21 protein-coding genes and 3 pseudogenes are annotated in these 17428 nt (G+C 67.4%); 9 read left to right on the forward strand and 15 right to left on the reverse strand.

Annotated elements, in window-relative coordinates; genetic code table 11:
* Positions 1-20: 20 nt before the first annotated feature.
* Positions 21-2225 carry an MMPL family transporter gene (locus tag HKK72_RS17540; protein WP_187235454.1) on the reverse strand — a complete coding sequence of 735 codons (2205 nt, stop codon included), beginning with the start codon at positions 2223-2225 and terminating at the stop codon, positions 21-23.
* A gap of 217 nt (positions 2226-2442) precedes the next feature.
* Here HKK72_RS17540 and HKK72_RS42200 point away from each other — a divergent pair, with 217 nt between their 5' ends.
* The 4 genes from HKK72_RS42200 to HKK72_RS17555 are packed head-to-tail and all read left to right on the forward strand — an operon-like array spanning position 2443 to position 4170.
* Positions 2443-3216, forward strand: coding sequence for a (2Fe-2S)-binding protein (locus HKK72_RS42200; protein ID WP_187235455.1), 774 nt, complete (start codon positions 2443-2445; stop codon positions 3214-3216).
* Positions 3194-3724: a helix-turn-helix domain-containing protein gene (locus tag HKK72_RS17550; protein ID WP_222720821.1), complete on the forward strand. Its 531-nt coding sequence runs from the start codon at positions 3194-3196 to the stop codon at positions 3722-3724. Before HKK72_RS42200 ends, HKK72_RS17550 begins: the two co-directional genes overlap by 23 nt.
* A gap of 6 nt (positions 3725-3730) precedes the next feature.
* Positions 3731-3892, forward strand: a complete 162-nt coding sequence (locus HKK72_RS39885; RefSeq protein ID WP_222720822.1) for a hypothetical protein — start codon at positions 3731-3733, stop codon at positions 3890-3892.
* 59 nt (positions 3893-3951) lie between these two features.
* Positions 3952-4170: a hypothetical protein gene (locus tag HKK72_RS17555; protein ID WP_187235456.1), complete on the forward strand. Its 219-nt coding sequence runs from the start codon at positions 3952-3954 to the stop codon at positions 4168-4170.
* Positions 4171-4564: 394 nt separating this feature from the next.
* Here the strand turns inward: HKK72_RS17555 and HKK72_RS17560 are convergent, their stop codons facing one another.
* The 4 genes from HKK72_RS17560 to HKK72_RS17575 all read right to left on the reverse strand — a co-directional run bounded on the left by HKK72_RS17560 (position 4565) and on the right by HKK72_RS17575 (position 8001).
* A complete protein-coding gene (locus tag HKK72_RS17560) occupies positions 4565-5620 on the reverse strand; it encodes a sigma-70 family RNA polymerase sigma factor (RefSeq protein ID WP_261986911.1) in 1056 nt (351 codons plus the stop codon).
* A 167-nt stretch (positions 5621-5787) separates the two neighbouring features.
* On the reverse strand, positions 5788-6165 hold the full coding sequence (locus tag HKK72_RS17565) for a VOC family protein (protein WP_187235458.1): 378 nt from the start codon (positions 6163-6165) through the stop codon (positions 5788-5790).
* Between the two features lie 471 nt (positions 6166-6636).
* Positions 6637-7593, reverse strand: a complete 957-nt coding sequence (locus HKK72_RS17570) for an SDR family NAD(P)-dependent oxidoreductase (RefSeq protein WP_222720823.1) — start codon at positions 7591-7593, stop codon at positions 6637-6639.
* Positions 7594-7653: 60 nt separating this feature from the next.
* Positions 7654-8001, reverse strand: coding sequence for a hypothetical protein (locus HKK72_RS17575; RefSeq protein ID WP_222720824.1), 348 nt, complete (start codon positions 7999-8001; stop codon positions 7654-7656).
* Positions 8002-8114: 113 nt separating this feature from the next.
* Here HKK72_RS17575 and HKK72_RS39890 point away from each other — a divergent pair, with 113 nt between their 5' ends.
* Together HKK72_RS39890 and HKK72_RS42750 are read left to right on the forward strand one after the other, a co-directional pair.
* Positions 8115-8405 carry a hypothetical protein gene (locus HKK72_RS39890; protein WP_222720825.1) on the forward strand — a complete coding sequence of 97 codons (291 nt, stop codon included), beginning with the start codon at positions 8115-8117 and terminating at the stop codon, positions 8403-8405.
* Positions 8406-8417: 12 nt separating this feature from the next.
* Positions 8418-8669 (forward strand): annotated as a pseudogene (locus HKK72_RS42750) (hypothetical protein); the annotation flags it as partial.
* Here the strand turns inward: HKK72_RS42750 and HKK72_RS42755 are convergent.
* Positions 8621-8929: an integrase core domain-containing protein gene (locus HKK72_RS42755; RefSeq protein ID WP_222720826.1), complete on the reverse strand. Its 309-nt coding sequence runs from the start codon at positions 8927-8929 to the stop codon at positions 8621-8623. The pseudogene HKK72_RS42750 and the gene HKK72_RS42755 sit on opposite strands and share 49 nt — an antisense overlap.
* Between HKK72_RS42755 and HKK72_RS42760 the strand changes: the two genes are divergently transcribed.
* Positions 8819-9196 carry a cyclic nucleotide-binding domain-containing protein gene (locus HKK72_RS42760; RefSeq protein WP_222720827.1) on the forward strand — a complete coding sequence of 126 codons (378 nt, stop codon included), beginning with the start codon at positions 8819-8821 and terminating at the stop codon, positions 9194-9196. The two genes, HKK72_RS42755 and HKK72_RS42760, sit on opposite strands and share 111 nt — an antisense overlap.
* Positions 9139-9267, forward strand: a complete 129-nt coding sequence (locus tag HKK72_RS41060; RefSeq protein ID WP_261986912.1) for a hypothetical protein — start codon at positions 9139-9141, stop codon at positions 9265-9267. The genes HKK72_RS42760 and HKK72_RS41060 overlap by 58 nt, the downstream gene beginning before the upstream one ends.
* A 241-nt stretch (positions 9268-9508) precedes the next feature.
* On the opposite strand, the gene pspAB is transcribed toward HKK72_RS41060, so the two are convergent.
* Both pspAB and htpX read right to left on the reverse strand, forming a co-directional pair.
* A complete protein-coding gene (pspAB, locus tag HKK72_RS17590) occupies positions 9509-10090 on the reverse strand; it encodes a PspA-associated protein PspAB (RefSeq protein WP_187235459.1) in 582 nt (193 codons plus the stop codon).
* A 79-nt stretch (positions 10091-10169) separates the two neighbouring features.
* Positions 10170-11078: a zinc metalloprotease HtpX gene (gene htpX / locus HKK72_RS17595; RefSeq protein WP_187235460.1), complete on the reverse strand. Its 909-nt coding sequence runs from the start codon at positions 11076-11078 to the stop codon at positions 10170-10172.
* 674 nt (positions 11079-11752) lie between these two features.
* Here htpX and HKK72_RS17600 point away from each other — a divergent pair.
* Positions 11753-13111 (forward strand): glutamate decarboxylase, encoded by a 1359-nt coding sequence (locus HKK72_RS17600; protein ID WP_410050312.1) that lies wholly within the window; start codon positions 11753-11755, stop codon positions 13109-13111.
* A gap of 888 nt (positions 13112-13999) precedes the next feature.
* Here the strand turns inward: HKK72_RS17600 and HKK72_RS42210 are convergent.
* From HKK72_RS42210 to HKK72_RS42780, 7 genes and pseudogenes are all read right to left on the reverse strand, one after another.
* A pseudogene (locus tag HKK72_RS42210) lies at positions 14000-14143 on the reverse strand (cation transporter); the annotation flags it as partial.
* 6 nt (positions 14144-14149) lie between these two features.
* The gene (locus HKK72_RS41065; protein ID WP_261986913.1) at positions 14150-14548 is read right to left on the reverse strand and encodes a hypothetical protein; all 399 of its coding nucleotides are present in this window, start codon (positions 14546-14548) and stop codon (positions 14150-14152) included.
* 149 nt (positions 14549-14697) lie between these two features.
* Positions 14698-15033 (reverse strand): annotated as a pseudogene (locus HKK72_RS42765) (Gfo/Idh/MocA family protein); the annotation flags it as partial.
* A gap of 989 nt (positions 15034-16022) precedes the next feature.
* On the reverse strand, positions 16023-16175 hold the full coding sequence (locus HKK72_RS17615) for an integrase core domain-containing protein (RefSeq protein WP_187235462.1): 153 nt from the start codon (positions 16173-16175) through the stop codon (positions 16023-16025).
* A gap of 134 nt (positions 16176-16309) precedes the next feature.
* Positions 16310-16624: a hypothetical protein gene (locus HKK72_RS42770; RefSeq protein WP_410050313.1), complete on the reverse strand. Its 315-nt coding sequence runs from the start codon at positions 16622-16624 to the stop codon at positions 16310-16312.
* On the reverse strand, positions 16510-16830 hold the full coding sequence (locus tag HKK72_RS42775; protein WP_410050314.1) for a group II intron reverse transcriptase/maturase: 321 nt from the start codon (positions 16828-16830) through the stop codon (positions 16510-16512). Before HKK72_RS42775 ends, HKK72_RS42770 begins: the two co-directional genes overlap by 115 nt.
* On the reverse strand, positions 16719-17363 hold the full coding sequence (locus tag HKK72_RS42780) for a reverse transcriptase domain-containing protein (protein WP_410050315.1): 645 nt from the start codon (positions 17361-17363) through the stop codon (positions 16719-16721). Before HKK72_RS42780 ends, HKK72_RS42775 begins: the two co-directional genes overlap by 112 nt.
* Positions 17364-17428 lie beyond the last annotated feature (65 nt).

Consider the following 17428-nt stretch of genomic DNA (forward strand, 5'->3'; position numbering starts at 1 on the left):
TCACCTCGGGCATTGTCCGCTCACCTGATCTCACTCGCCGTCATCTCCCGAGATCGCGGTGGGGCCGGGTGATCGTCGTCGTCTTGTTCAAGGGTGATTCGGGGGAGCAGTCGGCTCATCCACCCGGGCAGCCACCAGTTGCTGCGCCCGAGGAGCTGCATCACCGCGGGGACGAGGGCGCTGCGGATGACGACGGCGTCGATGAAGACGGCCACGGCCAGGCCCAGGCCGAACTCCTTGATGAAGCGGTCGTCGCCGAGCATGAAGGCGGCGAACACCAAGATCATGATCAGCGCGGCGGCGGTGATGGTACGCCCGGTGGCGGCGGTTCCCCGGCGAACCGCGATCTCGTTGTCGCCGGAGCGTTCCCACTCCTCCTGCACGCGGGTGAGCAGGAACACCTGGTAGTCCATCGACAGCCCGAAGACGATGGCGAACATCATCGCGGGCATGTAGGACTCGATCGGCCCGGGACGCGTCACGCCGAAGATCTCGCCCAGCCAGCCCCACTGGAAGACGGCGACGAGCACGCCGAAGGCGGCCCCGATGGACAGGAGGTTCGTCAGTGCCGCGGTCAGGGGGACGAGCAGGCTGCGGAAGATCACGAGGAGCAGCAGGAACGACAGGCCCACGATGGCGCCGAGGAACAGCGGCAGCCGGGATGAGAGCACGTCGGCGAAGTCGGCGAAGACGGCCGTGGTCCCCCCGACGTGAACGCGCAGATCGGACCCGCCCTGCGCTGCGGGGATGACGGAGCCGCGCAGGTGCTCGAGCAGCGTGGTGGTGGCGGCGTCCTGGGGAGCGGTGGCGGGGTAGACGGTGACCAGGGCGATCTCGCCCCCGGAGGCGGGCAGCAGTTGTGGCGTCGCGACCTTGGCGACCCCGGGCCGGCGGGCGACGGCGCTGGCCACGCGGTCCAGCGCCGCACGCTGATCGGCATCGTGCACCTTGGCGGTCAGGATCAACGGTCCGTTGAAGCCCGGCCCGAAGCCGCGCGAGAGCATGTCGTAGGCCTGGCGGGTGGTGGCGTGCGGGGGGTGGTTGCCCTGGTCGGAGGCGCCGAGCCGCAGCGACAGCAGCGGTAGGGAGATAACGACGATCATGCCGAAGGCGGCCACCGCGGGCAGGACCGGGCGGCGGGCGATCGACTCCGACCAACGTTCCCAGAAGCCCGAGCCGGTGTCGGCAGCTCCGGGGGAGGCCGCCATGCGGGCCCGTTGCCGGCGCGACAGCACCCGGTGGCCGAGCAGGCCGAGCATCGCGGGCAGCAGCGTGAGAGACGCGGCCATGGTGAGTGCCACGCCGATCGATGTGGCGACGGCCATCCCGTAGAAGAAGTTGACGCCGAGCGCGAACATCCCGAGGATCGAGAGGCACACGATGCACCCGGCGAACAGGACGGCACGTCCGGACCTTTGCACGGCGTCCACGATCGACGAGTCGACGTCGCGTCCCGCGACGAGGTACTGCCGATGGCGGGTCACGATGAAGAGCGCGTAGTCGATCCCGACGCCGAGCCCGACGAGCAGGATCAATTCGGCCGAGTTGTCCGCGATGCCCATCACGTGGGTGAGCAGCTCGACCAGGGCCATCGCGGTTCCGATCGAGACGATCGCCGAGATGACGGGCAGCAACATGGCGGTCACCGAGCCGAAGACGAGCAGGAGCACCACCGCAGCCGCGAGTATGCCGAATGCCGCCCCGACAGGGGCCGGGCGGCCGGCCGCCTCGGCGACCTGCCCGGTCACCGCGGCCCTCAGCTCGGGTCCGTCACCGGAGGCGACAGTCTCGACGAAGCGCTCGGCCACGGCGACGGGGATCTCCTCGGCGGTGCCGTCGAAGGTGACGGCGGCGAATGCGACGCGCTGGTCGCCGCTGATCTGCGCCGCGCCCTCGGGGGTGTAAGGGGAGACGACACGGGTCACATGCGGCAACTCGGCGATCCTGGCGAGGATCGCCTCGACGCGGGCCTTCGCCGCGGGCTCGGTGAGCCGGCCCGCCGACCGGCTCTCCACCACGACCTGCTCGCTCGCCCCGGACGCGTGCGTCGTCGCGGTCTCGAGCAGTTCGGTGGCACGTGAGGAGTCGGTGTTCGGCAGGTTCAGTGAGCTGCTGTAGTCACTGCCCGCGGCGCGCGCCGCCGCGGTGCACAGGACGAGGATGAGCAGCCATCCGGCCACGACGAGAAGTCGATGTCGGACGCACCAGGTGGCGACGGCACGCATGTTCGGTCTCTCCTGCGAGATAGGGGTCGGTCGAAGCGAGGCAATGTAAAAACATTTAACATTGTCCTGTCTACAGCATTGGGGTGTCGGCAGGCGACTGTCAAGCGACGTGCCGACGCTGTGTTGATCGCCCCGGATGGGTTGACAGGATGCGCTCCTATGATAAAGGTTTTCACATTGTAAAAACCACTTACATGTAAACTCGTCAGGAGGCACCATGAGCCGGCCACCCCGGCAGAGACCCGCCGAACCCGAACCCGCACAGCCGGAGCCGGAGCCGGAGCGGTCGGGCATCCGGCGGCGCGGGTTCCTCGCCGGCGCCGCGGTGTCGGTCGCCGCCACTGTCGGCGGTGGTCAGGCGACCTCCGCAGCCGCTACGTCCGGTGCGGTGCCGGAGGCGACGGCCGGTGCCGGGCAGGAGATCACGGTTGTGATGACGGTCAACGGGCAGACAAGGCGGCTCGGCATCGACGCGCGGGTGACGCTGCTGGACGCCCTCCGGGAGCGGCTCGGCCTGACCGGCTCGAAGAAAGGCTGCGATCGTGGCCAGTGCGGTGCCTGCACGGTGCACGTGGACGGCCGGAGGGTGCTCTCGTGCCTGACTCTGGCCGGCAGCGCCCACGGAAAGCAGGTGACCACGATCGAGGGCGTGGCGGTCAAGGGGGAGCTTCATCCCATGCAGCAGGCGTTCATCGACCATGACGGCCTGCAGTGCGGCTACTGCACGCCGGGGCAGATCATGTCCGCGGTGGCGCTGCTCAAGGAGGGGCGCGCGGGCTCCGCCGAACAGATCCGGGAGTTCATGTCCGGGAACATCTGCCGCTGCGCCGCTGTGCCGCTGTGCCGCTCGAATATTCGGTTCCGGGTCGTGGCTTGCGGTTTCGCTGCTGAGGTGCTGCCTGGGTTGAGAGCATCACGAGATGGTGTTCTCTCTGGTGTATCTGATCGTCCGGAGGTTGCTTGGTCTCGTGCTGATCATCTGGCGCAGTGAGTTGTCCAAGGACGTCGAGTTACTCGTGCTCCGTCATGAGAACGCCATGCTGCGCCGCCAGGTCCCGCGCCCCCGGTACCAGTCGGCCGACCGGATCTGGTTCGCGGCACTGTCTCGGCTTCTCCCTCGCCACCTCTGGCCGACCGTGTTCCCGGTTACGCCTGCGACGATCCTGCGCTGGCATCGTCGCCTTGTCGCTCGCACATGGACCTACACCGACCGGCGCCGGCCGGGACGTCCACCGACACAGGCGGCTGTCAGAAACCTGATCGTGCGGATGGCTCGCGACAATCCGGGTTGGGGGCATCGGCGGATCCAGGGCGAGCTGGCCCGCCTCGGCCACCAGGTCGCAGCGTCGACGGTCTGGGAGGTATTGGACGCGGCCGGTATCGATCCGGCACCGCGCAGGTCTGGGCCCACCTGGCGGCAGTTCCTGTCCGCTCAGGCGCACGGCCTGATCGCCTGTGACTTCTTCGCGGTAGACACGATCGTGCTGAAACGGCTCTAAGTCCTGGTGTTCATCGAGCACGGCACCCGTCGGCTGCACCTGGGAGGGGTCACCGCCAACCCGACCGGCGCGTGGGTTACCCAGCAGGCCCGGATCTTGGCCATGGACCTGGGGGAGCGGATGGGCTCGCTGCGATTTCTGGTACGTGACCGTGACAGGGCCGCCTGAACATGCAGGTCAACGACCCTAACCCTATTTTCGAGCGTCACAGGATCGAAGTCCGGCATGTGGGCGGCAATCACGCGCCGGACTCCACGGTCGTGGCCGTCCCGGATTCCGGGGTGCTGCTGCTCGGCGACTGCTTCTACCCGCCGCCGTACCATCTACGCGAGCCGGGCCCCGCCGGCGAGGAGATCGATCTGCCGCAGATCACCGCCCTGGTGGCGGAGGGCTTCGACTGGTACGTCGACAGCCACAGTCCGCCATGGCGCCCGCCGTTCTCCTGAGCGAATATTGATGATCTTCGGGTGAGGTCCCCAGCAGACACCCGCTTTCGCAGGTCACGGGGTACAAACCGCGACACCACGCGTGGAGTCTCAGTGGTCAGCGCCGAAAATCCCTCGGGGGTTGACTCGGGGCCGAGAAGGTGGTGTGGGCCTGGGGGTCTGTGGTGGTGCCGCCGGGCAGGGCGTTGTCCGCGGCGGTGACCAAGGCTGTCCGGGAAGGTTCGGGGGCCCTCACGGCGCCCTGCGGAGCCGCCGGCGGGCGTGACATGGCGCGGGTCTGTGGTGGTGATGCCGACAGCGTCGACGCGGAGTGACCAAGGGTGCCTGTCCTTGAGTGCACGCCTGTGTCGCCTCCCGTGTAGCCGATCCCGCGTTCCAGCATCGCGGCTCCCTGTCAGAACCGCCATGGCGTCGGCTCGTCCGGCGTCGGCGAACCGTTGTCCAGAGCATTGGCCGATTCGTTGGCCTGAGGGCTGACCGGAGCGGGGCCGAGTGTCTGGGGGAGTTCGAAGAGTTCGAACAGGCCCGGGTCGCGGAACGCGACGATCTGTGTGATCCCCGCGTCGGAGGCCGAGAGGACCATCACCGCGTGTGCATGATGAACGCCGTTCGGGCCGCGCTGATACATGGCGACCGCGGGCTGTCCGTTGGCCGCGGTCGCCACCATCCGGAAGACGCCTGGCACGGTGAGAACCCTGGACCCGAAGAACCGGCCGATGGACTCGCGGCCGGCGAACCAGGTCGGGGTGGGCGGCATCTCCAGGACGACGTCCTCGGTCAGCAGCCCCATCAGGGCGGTGATGTCGGCGTTCTCGAAGGCCGCGACATAGCGATCCAGCAGCTCCCGCTGGCGCGCGCCGGAAGCCTCGGTCGTGTCGTCTTCGGAGGGTGCCACCTGGCCAAGCTGGGCTCGAGCGCGTTGCAGGATGCTTTTGACCGCGGGAACGGAGATGCCGAGCAACTCGGCGACCTCTGCGGCGCGCAGCGCCAGTACGTCGCGCAGGATGAGGACGGCACGCTGGCGCGGGGGCAGATACTGCAGGGCGGCGATCAGGGCGAGTCGCAGGCTTGCCCGCGCGGCGACGATGGTGGCGGGATCGTCCGAGCTGGCGCGGACCAGCCGGTCAGGAAAGGGCTGGAGCCAGGTCACTTCCGGTGGCGGCGCCAGAGGGCCTTCGGGGTCGTCGGCGGGACCGCCCAGACCCGACGGCAACGGCCGGCGCTTGCGGTGCTCGAGTGCGGTGAGGCAGGTGTTGGTCGCGATCCGGTAAAGCCAGGTGCGCAGTGACGCCCGGCCTTCGAACGCCTCGTACGAGCGCCACGCGCGCAGATACGTCTCCTGGACGAGGTCTTCGGCGTCGTGGACCGAACCGAGCATGCGGTAGCAGTAGGCCAGCAGCTCCGGCCGGTATGGGGAGGTCAGCCGCGCGAAGACGTCGCTTGGCGGCATCACCATCGCCTCGGTCGGCCGACCGAGGCAGGCCCGCACGCCTTCTGCGGCGTCAAACCTCTCGAACGTGGTGTCGAGGCGAAGTCCCCGCGGCCCCTCAGTATTTGCTCCGACGGGATCATCGCCCGCCAGATTATCGACTTCGACGTAGGTGTGGCCCATCTGCGTCACCGTTCGGCGCCGGGCCGGGCGGCGAGTTCGACGATCTGCACGTAGTTTCCGACCGGATCCTCCACTGTCGCGATGAGGCCCGGGCCGAAGTCCTCCATCGGGCGGATCCACCGCGTGATGCCCAGCGCCTTCAGGTGGGCCACGACCGAGCTGATGTCCTCGACGTAGAAGTTGATCAGGATCCTGCCGGGCTCCCGTGTGCTCTGCTCGAGATCGTCGCGGCGATCGAAGATCAACCGGCTGCCGCCCACCATCAGGACGGTGCTTGGCCCGGCCGACGGCGCGAAGGCCGCGCGGTACCAGGCGCTGAGCCGTTCCGGGTCGTCGCTGCCCAGTACCAGGCCGCCCAGCCGAATCCCCGTCGTCTCTGCCATGATCGGTCCTTCTCAGTCGTCATCGGAGTTCCGTCACACCTATCGACTCGGGGAACTGCCGAAAGGAATCGGCGCCGGACCGGCAGACTGGGATGGACCGATCCCCGGTTGGTGGTGACCCGAGCCCACCGGCACCACCAATCCGTGCAGGCCCCCTGGCCGCCGCGCTTCCCATGGCAACTTCACGTGATCATCACCCGCCACGTGACCTGGAAACCCAGCCCTGGCTGCACCACCACAACCCACCCACCAGGCAGCCGCCTGACCGACACACCAACCACCTGACCACTCTGAAAAGGCGGGCAAGCCCGACTTGCCATTGAGGACCACACCTCGTGACTGACCATGGGCAGCCCCGCCCCTCTCCCCGTGAACCCGCTTGCACGCTGTTGGGCCACCAAGCCCATTGCCAGCTACGTAGGGACGAGGAGACGGGCGGAGCCCCCGCCGACCTTAGACGCCTTACGGTGGTCAGTCGACGATCATGCCGCCGCTGAGGTTGGCGATTGCCCCGGTTATCGCACTGGAGCGGTCCGAGGCGACGAAGGCGGCCACGTTGGCGATCTCAGCGACTGTGGGCAACTGTTTGCGCAGTGTCCGGTCCGCCATGCGGGCCTGGAATGCGTCGCGGCTCATGCCGTAGGCATCGGCGTGCAGGCCATATACCTCGGAGAGCTGCGGCGTTTCCGGCATCCCGGCCGCGTTCAGGCATATGACTCGGACGCCATGCGGTCCGAGCTCGGCGGCCAGCCCCCGGGACAGCGCTTCGATCGCCGCCCATGCCGGTGCCATGCCTCCCATGAGTGGGACGGCCGTCCGTGACGGACTCGCCGTGATCGTCAAAATGACGCCTGATCCCTGGTCGGTCATGCGCCGTGCAGCAGCTCTGGCGGTCAGGAAGTTGGCCTTGGGGTAGGTGGCCATGGGCAGGTCGAAGTTGTCGGGCGACAGGTCGACGATCCGGGTGCCCTGAATGCCTGTCTGGGGGAGGCTAATGGCGTTGAAAGAGATGTCGAGGGATCCGGCATTCCGGACCACTGCATCGGCGTGCTCTTCGACGGCGTCCTCGTCCATCACGTCCACCGTGGCGACGTCGGCGACGCCACCCGAGGCATGGATCTCTTCAGCGGCTACCTCCAGCGCGGCGCTGGTGCGCCCGGCGAGGAAGACCCGTGCACCCTCCGCGGCGAAGGCGTGAGCGACCGCGCTTCCGATGGCTCCGCTCGCTCCGTAGACGATCGCGTTCTTCTTTTCGAGCAGCACTGTTTCTCCTGATTGTGGATTGTGCGGACGGATTTCGTCACACCTATCGACTCGGCGACCTGCCGAAAGGAATCGGTCGCGTCCGCCCCACCACTTGATCACGCGAAGACAGGCCCCCTCGCCGACCACATCCTGCACGCGATCAACGCTGGCCTCAGAACTCACCGACGGCGAAGTCGGACTCGGCCTTGACCTCGATCGTGATGGCGGGGGCCTGGTAGAGGTTCAGCGATCTGGGTTGGCCACGTAGACGCCGCACACGAGGTCGAGGGCCTCTTCGGTGCTGCCGGTGGACCAGATCTGGTCTTCGTAGCGGTTGTTGCTGGCCTGGTGGATCGCCAGGCCCCAGCGGTGGGCTGAGCCGCCGTAGCGCAGCCGCATCAACGGCAGGATCTCGCCGTCGGTTAGTTCACCCTCGACGTAGGCGAATTGGGCGCGGTAGCGGACGTTAAGGCCGACCAGCTGGGGCCAGTTCGTCTTCGCGTGGGCGTTCAGCCGCTGGCCCAGCGAGGTCATAGTCGAAGCGGGGATGGCCAGCATGGCCGCTATCTTGCCGGTCGGCGTGTCGGTCATCCACCATCGGGGCACAGACAGGCTGAAGGGTTTCAATACTCGGCCGCGAGGTCGTGACCTGCGGTGTTATCAGGTTGTCGGGGGGTGAGTGGGGTCGGGCATCCTTGACGGTCGTGGCGCTGCGCTTGATGTATTTGATCTTCTGCCGGGTGGTCGGCTGGCTGTTGCTGTTGGCTCGTAGCGATGCCGCGAAGGAACTGGAGATCTTGGTCCTGCGTCATGAGGTCGCCGTCCTACGCCGTCAGGTGGATCGGCGGGGGTTGTCGTGGGTCGATCGTGCGATCTTGTCGGCGCTCGCCGGGGCGCTGCCGGAGGCGCTGCGTGTGCATCGGCTGGTGGCGCCGGGAACGCTGTTGCGCTGGCACCGGCGACTGGTCGCCCGCAGATGGACCTATCCGCAGTGAAGGCCAGGCAGGCCACCGACCGACCCGGTGATCGTGGCGTTGGTGCTGAGGCTGGCCAGGGAGAATTCCTCGTGGGGGTATGAGCGGATCCGCGGCGAGTTGAAGAATCTCGGGTACAGGGTCAGCGGTGCGACGCTCCGCCGGATCCTGAAGCGGGCGGGTCTAGGTCCTGCGCCTCGGCGTGCGAATGACCGGTGGCGCGACTTCATTCGCGCTCACACGGCCGGCGCGCTGGCGTGTGACTTTTCTTGGTCGACACCGTGACGCTGCGCCGTTTGTACGTCTTCTTCGTGGTCGAGGTCGGGACCCGGCGCGCTCACCGGCTCGTCCTGGTCGGGGGGCCGTTGTCGGCGGGACTTATGCGGCCTGTGACCGTTGTAATGATCGACGTACTCGCCAAGCACCGGCCGCAGATGCCGTTCGTTATAGATCAGCATCCGGTCGGTGCACTCGGCCCGTACCGTGCGCACCCACCGCTCGGCATAACAGTTTGCCCGTGGCGTCCGCGGCGGAGTTGCGGACATCAGCACCACGATCGCCCGCCGCAGCTTCGCCAGCCCACCCGACGCGGCGAGACCCTCCTGCGCGAGGGTGACCGTGACTACGACTTCTACGTCGTCACCGCGGGCACGGTGGCCGTGCTGGAAAACGGCGAGATCATCCGGGTGCACGGCAGGGGCCGGTTCCTGAGCGAGCTTGGACACTCACCGGCCAGCCTGCGTTCTTCAGCGCCGTGGTGCAGGATCCCGGCGAGGTGGTGCGCGTGCCGATCGCCCGCCTGCGCGAGCTGATCGTCTGTGAGCCGTGGTTCGGCGACATGGTCCTTCGCGCCGCCCTTATCTCGTACGCCGGTCGTTGCTGATCGAACTCGGCGCCGGGCTGCGGATCGGCGAGCTGATGCGCAACCACATTCGGCTGAGCCTGACCGCCTCGCCCATCCAAGCCCTCGAACAGCGCACCGCGTTGACCTCCGATCGGGACACCGCGGAACGTCGCGCGCTTGTCGCACCGGCCAAACACGGCGTCAGCGGCCAAGGCGGGCTCGAGCTGGCGGAGCCCGCACCGTGGTCTTGCGAACCTCATGGAGGCGCGGAGTCCCGGTTTCACAGACCGGGGGCGCCCCAGAGCGGGAACCAGCGGGTCAAGTCGTGCTCGATGCGAAGGTCGTCTGCGACCACCCCCTTGATCTGGAGTTCGAGTGCGTTGTCGCGCTTGTCCCCGGGGAGCGGGGCGAAGGGGTAGAACGTGCCGCGTTTGTAGAGGTAGATCAGCGCAAGCGTGCGCTCCTCGGCGTCGCGGAAGCCGACCAGCGAGCACAGCAACTGCGGGCCAAAGCCGCTGTCCTGCAGGGCGGTATTGACCGCGTGCAGGTCGTTCACCAGGGCGGCCAGGTCGTCTGGATCGCGGTGCGAAAGCAGCCACGAGTACCCGTAGGCGTCGCGGCTGAACTCCACCGGCACGCCGCCGCCCCGGTCGGTGTCCACGTCCAGCAGGTCCCGCACCTCCTGGTGGACTTGGGCGAACGCTGCGCCCTCGATGGTGGCGAAGCACACCGATCCCAGGCCGGTGGGCTCGAATCCGGCGGCCGCCTGGAGGGTGATCGCCGCCGAAGGCAGGCCGAAGAGCTGGTCGAGGTCGGGCTTGACCTGTCGGCTCCGGCCGAGTAACACACTCAGGAAGCCCACGGGTCACTTCCCCAGGCGCGCTTCGGCCTGACAGGGCCAGGCCCGACGATGGGATGGGCGTACGGTCCGGCGGTGCCGGTCATGCTGGCTTGCCCAGTTGCGCGGAGATCTTCGAGAGCTGGTCGAGGCGGCGCTCCAGGCTGGGGTGGGTGGAGAAGAGGTTGGAGACGGTGGTGCCGGGTCGGCGTGCGGGGGTGAAGAAGAAGGCGTTGAATGCCTGGGCGGCGCGCAAATCCCTGGTGGGGATGCGGGCGATGTCGCCGTTGAGTTTGATCAGCGCCGAGGCCAGTGCGGAGGGGCGCCCGGTGAGCATGGCGCCGGCGCGGTCGGCGGCCAGTTCGCGGTAGCGGGATAGCGCCCGGATGAGCACGAAGCTGATGGCGTAGACGAGGGCGGAGACCGCCATGACCGTCATCAGCAGCACGAAGGTGTTCTGGTCGCCGCGGCGGCCGCGCCCGCCGAACAACTGCGAGTAGAAGGCGAAGCGGACGATGAGCCCGGCGATCACGCCGAGGAACGAGGCGATGGTGATCACCGCCACATCGCGGTGCGCGACGTGCGAGAGCTCGTGGGCCAGCACGCCTTCAAGTTCGGCGGGCTCCAGACGGCGCAGCAAACCGGTGGTGACGCAGACCACGGCGTGGTCGGCGTTGCGGCCAGTAGCGAACGCGTTCGGCATGTCCATCTCCGAGACGGCGACGCGGGGTCTGGGCATGTCCGCGGTGGCGCACAGCCGGTCGATGAAACCATGCAGTTCGGGCTGCTCCTCACGGGTGACGATGCGGCCGTGCATGGCATACAGGGCGATCCGATCGGAGAACCAGTACTGCGCGGCCAACAGCCCTGCGGCGATGACGACGACCAGGATCCAGGACTTGAGCAGGGCGATGAGCGCGGCCATAAACGCCACGTACAGCAGCCCGAGCAGGAACAGTGTGACCAGCATGCGGGCGGTCAGCTGCCGGTCGGGTTGAAAGCGGCTGCGCATCGCCATCACCTCGGGATCAGGCCCTCGCCGGAGAGCGGTTCCCGCACCTGCCGCAGTTTGGTTTCGCGGGACGCGTCCACCTTCGCCTTCGCCTTGATCCGGAACAGGGCGGCGATACGGGAGCGATGCTGCTCATGATGACTCGCCTCCTGTCAGCCCAGGGCCGGCCCCATGATCTTGACCCCTCGTCCGGTCCATTCACTGTGCTGCATCTCTACCCCGCCGGGTAGGGACCTCCGACGGTGTGTGGGTGGACGTTGGGCCCAGGGAACAGCGGACCTTGGCCTGGAGCCGTACCGCGACCAGCAGGGCAGCGAGTGCGGCTGGGCGATCCCCGCTCTACCAGCCCTCAGACACCACCATGTGACCACACCGCAGGTGTCCGTGCTACAGGGGGAAGCTCATTTGGGGATTGCGCCGCTGGGCGGATGCTCGATCTCCAGCCGGATCCGGTAGCTCAGCCGGCGTGCACAGTCCGTCGGCGCCCGGCCCGCATCGCTCGTCGCGCCAAGCAGGGCCGGGCGCCGAGCGGAGGAGCCCATACGTTGGCTTTAGTCGCTGCCTGCCTGGGCTGTAGTGGCCGGCTGCCAGACTTGCTCCTCGGTGGGCCGGTCGGAGGGGGAGTAAAGGTGGCGTCGGAGACGGACGAGCAAGGCCGGCAAGGGCGGATATGGGTGAACCCGCTGTTCGGGGAGGCCGACCCGGTGTCCGGCGTCAAGGCGGTTCTTCCCCGGCACCGGCTGCCGGAGGGCCCGATGGCGCCGGCGACCGCGTGTCGGTTGATCCGCGATGAGCTGATGCTGGACGGGAACCCGCGGCTGAACCTGGCCACCTTCGTCACCACCTGGATGGAGCCGGAGGCGCACGCGCTCATGGGCGACACCGCTGACAAAAACCTCGTCGACAGGGACGAATATCCGGCGACGGCCAACATGGAACAGCGCTGCGTCGCGATGCTGGGCCGCCTGTGGAACGCCCCCGACCCCGACGCCCCAGTCGGCAGCTCCACCATCGGTTCCAGCGAGGCCTGCATGCTCGGCGGGATGGCGCTCAAGCGCCGCTGGATGCACCGCAACGCCGATCGCTACGCTGCTGGTGCCCGACCCAACCTGGTGATGGGCACCAATGCCCAGGTGTGCTGGGAGAAGTTCTGCAACTACTGGGAAGTGGACGCCCGCCTGGTCCCGATGGAGGGCGAGCGGTTCCACCTGGGCGCCGAACAGGCCGCGGAGGCGTGCGATGAGAACACGATCGGCGTGGTGGCCATCCTGGGGTCGACGATGGACGGCAGCTATGAGCCGGTCGCCGAGATCTGCGTCGCGCTCGACGCGCTGCAGGAGCGCATGGGTTGGCACGTGCCCGTTCATGTGGATGCCGCGTCCGGCGGCATGATCGCGCCCTTTCTGGAGCCGGAGCTGGAGTGGGACTTCCGGCTTTCCCGGGTTGCCTCGATCAACACCTCGGGTCACAAGTACGGGCTGGTATACCCGGGGATCGGGTGGGTGATGTGGCGCGATAAGGAGGCGCTGCCCGAGGATCTGGTGGAGCGGGTGAACTATCTGGGCGGTGAGGTCGCCACATTCACGCTCAACTTCTCAAGGCCTGGCTCTCAGGTCATCGCGCAGTACTACAACTTCCTGCGGCTCGGCCAGGAGGGCTACGGCGCGGTGCAGCGGGCCATCCGGGAGGTGGCGATGTACCTGGCTGAACAGATCGAGGCGCTCGGCTGTTTCCGGTTGCTGACGCGCGGCGATCAGTTGCCGGCGTTCGCCTTCACGACGACCGATGACGTCACCCAGTTCAGCGTCTTCGATGTGTCGCGGCGGCTGCGGGAGTTCGGCTGGCTGGTGCCGGCCTACACCTTCCCGGCGGACCGCCAGGATCTGGCGGTGCTGCGGGTCGTATGCCGCAATGGGTTCTCGGCCGACCTAGCCGACCGGCTGGTGGAGGATCTGAGGAACCTGCTGCCGTGGCTGCGCAAGCAGCCGAGGCCCATCTACGGCCCCGGCGACGCGACCAGCTTCCACCACTGACGGCTCCTCTCGCCGGGGCCGGGGCCGGGGCGGCGACCCGGTCTCGGCGTCTTCACGTCGCCCGAGGCTTTTCAGGCCGCCGTCAACGATCGGCCGGAGGCGCCGGCCGTCGCGATGAGATCAGCCACTCCTGAACCACACAGTCCGGGCTGAGGTAGTACCAGGGCGATCTTCTTGGGCAGCCAGATGGTGGGCGTCCGAACCGGCCAGACGGGCCGCAGCAAGCAACTCGGCCGATGTTGGTGGCCGGCAGGACCTCGGTGAGAATCCGGCGGGCTTGGGCCCGCTCCAGCTCCGAGAACCCCGAGTAGGCGGTCCGCAGGTTCACCTCGGTCGGCACCGGGTCCCGCTTGGCGAGCCGGACCGTCGCCTCGGTCCCGCCTTTGGACTGCGAGTCGGCGGACATGCACGTCCGCATCACCGTCCCGTAATGCTGGCCGATCGGGGACGTCGGGGTTGCGGACCGCGATCCGGGTGACGTGATCGACCGTCACGGTCCTCTCGTTGTCGGTCAGGCAATACGTCGGCACCCCGCCGAACGTCCGGAACGTGGAGTCCAGGCAGGCCGAGATCGTCGGCAGCGTCTTGTCCAACAGGGATCACCACCTGGAACCGCAACCAGGCCGGCCACGCGCACCACCGATGCGTCTGCCGGCCATCGATCCGAGGACCGAACCCCATTCCCACTGCATCCACAACCCCGGCTCGACGACCCACGGCCGGTGCACCCACCGGTTCCTCGCCGATACGAGTCTTGGCCGCCGCGACCGCCCGCCGCGTCGTTCGGTCCGTCCCGGGTGAACCCCATCGCCCGCAGCTTCTTATGGACCACGTCGCCGCCGATCCGCCCGCCGGCTTCTCCACGACGCGATCAGCTCATCATGTTCTCGGGGAATGGACCTTGGCCTTCTCGGTGGCGTAGTTCACCGTGGCTGTGACGCCCTCGATCCTGTTGAGCTGTCTCGCGATGCGAGCGGCGCAGGACGCGCATCGCCAGCTCGATCTGTCCGGACGTTTCGCCGGAGGGGGCACGGGGGCTCAGCGACCGGCGAGCAGGTCGGTGTCGGCGGCTTCGATTAGCTGTTGCAGACGCAGGCCCCGATGCACGTCGGGCTCGTGCGGGGTCTCGCGGTGGACTGCGTCGGCGAACTCACGGAACATGGTCGTGTACGTCTCCGGCCCGACCGCTGCGGTGCAGTCCACCTCTGCCGCGCCGCCGGACCCGAAGATCTCGACACGCGCCACCGGCTGATCGACCGCCGCCGACCCGCACATCGACGCCTCGCTGAACCGCCCGCCCTCGTGTTCGAGCATGAGCCCGAACCAGCCATGTGGATCGCCATGGGCGCGGATCGCCAGCACCCGCCCCAAGGCGGTCTCGAGCAGGTCCACGAGGTCCGGTCCCAGATCCAGCAGAACCCCCGCTCGAGCCGCCACGGAGCCTCGGACCGGCCATCGGCAATCATCGTGCCGGAGACCACCCTCCCGGCTCCGCCGAGGGCCAGGGTCCGCTTGCGGCCGCGGTTCAGAAACTCCCGGACGGCGAAGGCGTAACGCCAGGTCAGAGCCAGCTGCGAGACAACACCGGCGTTGTCGACCTCGATGGTCATCTCTTCGGCCCCGGCGAGATCCCCGGCCAGCGGCTTCCCCAGCAGCATGGCCTTGTCGCGCCGCGCGGCCTTGACGGTGAGATCGGGCTGGACCGCCGGCGGCACGGCGAAGGACACGCCCTGACAGTGGCCGAGCAGCTCGTCGTAGCTCCGGCAGGCGGGCACGCCGTGCCGGGCCGCGAGCGACCGCGCGGCGTCGTACGTCCGCGACCATACTCCCGAGAACCGGATCTCCGGGCATGAGGCAAGCGAGGGCGCATGGACCTCCGTGGCCCAGCGTCCCGCACCGGCGAGACCGATCGAGACCGCCATCACTCCACTGTAGAACCCGTGGTACCCGAGGCCGCCCACGTCCTCTGGCGTGCCGCCATCTTGGCGCTGTTTACCTGCGGCGATGCGGAGGCCGGGGCGACGCGCGCGTGGTTATCCACGGGCCACGGGGGGAGGGGACAGACATGGCGGATCGCACCGTTCGGCGCATTCTCGCCCTCCAGCCAGCCGGGAGAAGCAATGAAATGCCGAAACCGGATACTCGTCTTTCAACACCACCGTGGACAAGACGAACCGAATTCTTAAGTTGATCGAGCAGGCGTACGGGTGGCCGAAAGAACGCCGAAACCAGTCCTACGCGGCTCCGCGGGTCCTGCACGCATTGCTTGATCATCTGACCGTCGAGGAGGCCGCCCAGTTGTCTACTGGGGTAGTGCGTGTTCGCTTCGTTCACGGCGTGGAACACCGGAGGGAGATATGAAAGCGAGGACCGACCGGACCTTGATCCCCTGGGCCCCCGCAGCGATCTTCAACCGGACAGCAACGATCACTCCAGAACGACATCCGACCGGCGTGCGGCGACAAGATCACGACATCCGAGCAACCAACGAGCAACCACGGGTCTCAAACCACCCCAAAACGACAACTGGGCACTCTCATGATCATTGAGAATGCCCAGGTCAGACGGGGTGCGCCGTCAGGGACTTGAACCCCGAACCCGCAGATTAAGAGTCCGCTGCTCACGTGCCGGATCGGTACTCCGACTGTCGGTCTATGCCGTTTCGTACGCGACTCCACCGTTTTCGATGCCGGGTTGTGTCGCATGGTGTCGCTGCGTTCCGAGACATACGAGCAACCACCGAGCAACCATGTGCCGCGAATCGCAGGGCCGATGGGCAGTTGCGATGGCCGCGTCCGCAGCGGGCCCAGGCCTAGATTTGCGACGTCACGACCACGTTTCACCTGGACGGTTACCGTAGAAAAAGAATTGATCTTCGTTCCAGGTGTCGTGTGCGACCGACGGTGATCGTTTACGCCTGGGTCGTGGTTTTCTGCTTGAGGCGTTCGTAGGGGGTCTGGCCGCCGAGGCCGCCGTGGGGTCGATGGTAGTTGTAGTAGTTCTCCCATTCGCGGAGCTTGTCGTTGAAGACCTGGGCGTCGTCGATGACGACTCCGTTGAGCATTCGGTAGAACTCCTCGGCGTCGATGCGGGTAGGGTCGACCGAGCGGCGAGGTGTCAGCCGTGGGCTGGTCCTTTTCCGCTCGGTCTCCCTCCAAACCGGACGGACCCGTTTCCGAGTATCCGGCTTTCCAGTGACTACTGCGTGAGCGGTGTGGCGGGGTGCCCGTGGATGAGGCCGTGGCAGTCGCCGCAGACCACGAGGGCCTTGCGGCGGATCTTGGCCATGACCTGCGCCCATTGGGGCTGCGGCTGGCCGGGCCGGTTGAGGTCGGCGAGCGCCCGGACGTGGTGGACCTGCATGTTGTCCGTTCGCTTGCAGAGCTCGCACCTGCCCTTCAGTAGCCGGGTGACCAGGCGCCTGTTCGGGTAGACGGGCCCGGTGTGCTGACGGTCGGTGAGGACCGCCTTCTTCTGCCGCTTGAGTGGAATGCCGCCGAACCAGGCGACCAGTGTTTCCTGCCCGGGCGCTCGACGTTGGCCTCGAACCGCGTGCGCAGCCCGTGCGGTGTGGGGACTTTGGCCTTGTGACGGGCCGCCATCTTGGTCACCGACGAGCGGTGCTTGCTGGCCAGCGTCTTGAGCATGGAAGTCTCCATGACCCAGCGCAGCCGGTGAAGCCGGAAGACGTCACTGGCAAGCAGGTAGTACTGGACGATGCCCCCCGGTACTCGGCCCCGAATCGGGCGACGATGTTGTAGTCGCTCTCGTTGACCATCGGGTTCCGGCGCGCGGGTTTGCCGCGCGACAAGTACGGGGCGGACTTAGCCTTGACCACTGACGCCGGGACGTGCAGGACCACCGTCCCGTTGAGCGACCGGCGGTTGCGCCTGTCGCTCGCGGACGGCTTTCTCGTCCTGTGGTCACGACCGGCGACCGAGATCTCATAGCCGAGGAACCTGGCCCGCTGGGTGCGGGCATGGGTGATCAGCGTCTTTTCCGGCGACAGTTCCAGCTTGAGGTCATCACGCAGGAACTCCGCCAGACGCTGTTTGATCTCCTCGGCTTCGGCCTTGGGCCCGGCGAAACCGAGCAGGCTGTCGTCGGCGTATCTGCAATAACGCAGCCTCCGATAGCCGGGATCACGGGATCCTGGCTGGGAAGGCTGTGCAGCTGCCGGTAAAGGGACCGAACCTCGGCACGGTCCTTTCTCCGGCGGGCTCGCGCAATCGCATGTTCCACTGTGCGGTATTCCGGGTTACGGACCCGGAGCCTGCCTCGGGTGTATTCCGGGATCAGAACCGTCTCGACGAAGAC

Source organism: Actinomadura sp. HBU206391 (assembly GCF_014323665.1).
In the GTDB taxonomy this organism is placed as follows: Bacteria; Actinomycetota; Actinomycetes; order Streptosporangiales; family Streptosporangiaceae; genus Actinomadura_C.

Excerpts from the sequence above, each read along its gene's own strand:
- HKK72_RS17540 (WP_187235454.1), bottom strand. The coding sequence starts at position 2,225 with ATGCGTGCCGTCGCCACCTGGTGCGTCCGACATCGACTTCTCGTCGTG.
- HKK72_RS42200 (WP_187235455.1), top strand. The coding sequence starts at position 2,443 with ATGAGCCGGCCACCCCGGCAGAGACCCGCCGAACCCGAACCCGCACAG.
- HKK72_RS17560 (WP_261986911.1), bottom strand. The coding sequence starts at position 5,620 with ATGCCGCCAAGCGACGTCTTCGCGCGGCTGACCTCCCCATACCGGCCG.
- HKK72_RS17565 (WP_187235458.1), bottom strand. The coding sequence starts at position 6,165 with ATGGCAGAGACGACGGGGATTCGGCTGGGCGGCCTGGTACTGGGCAGC.
- HKK72_RS17575 (WP_222720824.1), bottom strand. The coding sequence starts at position 8,001 with ATGACCGACACGCCGACCGGCAAGATAGCGGCCATGCTGGCCATCCCC.
- HKK72_RS42760 (WP_222720827.1), top strand. The coding sequence starts at position 8,819 with ATGCCGTTCGTTATAGATCAGCATCCGGTCGGTGCACTCGGCCCGTAC.
- HKK72_RS42755 (WP_222720826.1), bottom strand. The coding sequence starts at position 8,929 with ATGTCCGCAACTCCGCCGCGGACGCCACGGGCAAACTGTTATGCCGAG.
- htpX (WP_187235460.1), bottom strand. The coding sequence starts at position 11,078 with ATGCGCAGCCGCTTTCAACCCGACCGGCAGCTGACCGCCCGCATGCTG.
- HKK72_RS17615 (WP_187235462.1), bottom strand. The coding sequence starts at position 16,175 with ATGCTCAACGGAGTCGTCATCGACGACGCCCAGGTCTTCAACGACAAG.